The following is a 1,496-nucleotide window of genomic DNA, read 5'->3' on the forward strand; positions in this document are numbered from 1 at the left end:
GGGGGCTTTCTGCGTTTAGGGTCTTTGTATGAGTGACACGGGTGCGGAGAAATACACGGTTCGCTTCATACACGCGGAGGAGTGGCCCGCGGTGAAAGAGCTGCGGCTTGCCTCATTGCAGGACCCCATGGCCCACGTCGCCTTTCTGGAGACGTACGAGCAGGCCAACAGCAGGCCCGATTCCTTCTGGAAGGAGCGGGCCGCCGGCGGTGCCGAAGGGGCACTCGGCGTGCGGCAGATCATCGCCGAGCGGGCCGACGGGACATGGGTCGGGTCCGTCACCGTACTGATCGAGGAAGCCGGGTCCACGGACTGGGCCGGGATGCCGGTGGAACGGCTGCAGGGCCATCTCGTCGGGGTGTACGTGCGGCCTGAGGAGCGGGGCCGTGGGCTGACCGAGCGGCTTTTCGACGCTGCCGTGGAGTGGGCCTGGAACCGAGACGTGGAACGGGTTCGGTTGATCGTCCACGAGGAGAATCCGCGGGCCCAGGCGTTCTACCGCAAGGTGGGGTTCGTGCCGAGTGGACGGACCGTGCCGGTGGCCGGGCACGGCGGGCAGTCCGAGTTGGAGTTCGTGCTCGACCGTGCGCTAGACCGGTAGTTCGGCGTGGGGCCAGCGGGCTCGGGCCTGTTCGCGGGAGCGGAGGAGGGCCAGTGTCGGCAGGCCCCGGTCCGTGCCGGCGGCGAGGAGGTCGGGCAGCTGGGGCAGCGGGGCCACGGCGGCCACGTCGTCGAGGACCAGGGTGAGTGGTGGGTCGAGGCGGCCGGAGGATGACCGTTCGGCCACGCGCCGGCCGCGCTCGACCACGCTTGAGGCGAGGGCCGTCAACAGCGGCATGGCGGAAGGGTTCGCCTTCGGGTCCTCGATGGGGTCGCCGACCACATAAAGCGTTCCCCCCTCGTGCACAAAGGAATCCAGGACCAGCGAGTCCGCTCGGTTCGGGGTGCAGGACTCCCGGACGTTGACCGTGGAGAGCGCCGAGAGCGCACGAGCCGTCAGGGCCTGGGCGATGTCCCGGCGTTCGGGGTGGGACGTGAGGGCCGACTCCAGTTCGCCCGCGGAGCCGGCGGCCGCCTTCGCGTTCGTACGGAGAATGCGTACGGCTTCCTGGACGTTCGTGCCCTGGGCCCAGCGGTGGAGGTGGCGGACGGTGCGTGAATCTATTGCCGCGGCGTGCAGATAGCTGCGGAGGAGGGTCTCCGCCGCGTCCGCCACCGCCTGGTCGATCTTGGCCGTGGGACGGATCGGGGCGAGCAGGGCCATGGCGCGGGCCGCCGCCGTGGGCTTGTCCTCGCAGCCGGAGATGGGGGACCAGTGGAGGCGGGCCGGGGTGTCGCAGCGGTGCGCGGGGTCGTAGAGGAGGACCGGGCCCAGCTTCGCCCGGACGTCCTTCGTGTCCGACCAGAGGACGGGGTCGGAGGTGACGACCAGGGCCGGGCCCTCGGCGTCACGTACCGCCTGGATGGCGGCGGGGCGACGGGTTTCCGCCCCGCCG

Annotated in this window: 2 protein-coding genes; one reads left to right on the forward strand and one right to left on the reverse strand. The window is 70.7% G+C overall.

Translation table 11 applies throughout. The features are described 5' to 3' along the window. Positions 1-28 precede the first annotated feature (28 nt). Positions 29-601 (forward strand): GNAT family N-acetyltransferase, encoded by a 573-nt coding sequence (locus tag AOK23_RS43090; protein WP_055717809.1) that lies wholly within the window; start codon positions 29-31, stop codon positions 599-601. Here AOK23_RS43090 and AOK23_RS43095 read toward each other — a convergent pair. Further along, positions 590-1,496 (reverse strand): type IV secretory system conjugative DNA transfer family protein (locus AOK23_RS43095; protein ID WP_240496850.1); only part of this gene is annotated, 907 nt, incomplete at its 5' end. The two genes, AOK23_RS43090 and AOK23_RS43095, sit on opposite strands and share 12 nt — an antisense overlap.

Origin of the sequence: Streptomyces torulosus (genome assembly GCF_001419765.1) — a bacterium.
Lineage (GTDB): Bacteria > Actinomycetota > Actinomycetes > Streptomycetales > Streptomycetaceae > Streptomyces > Streptomyces torulosus.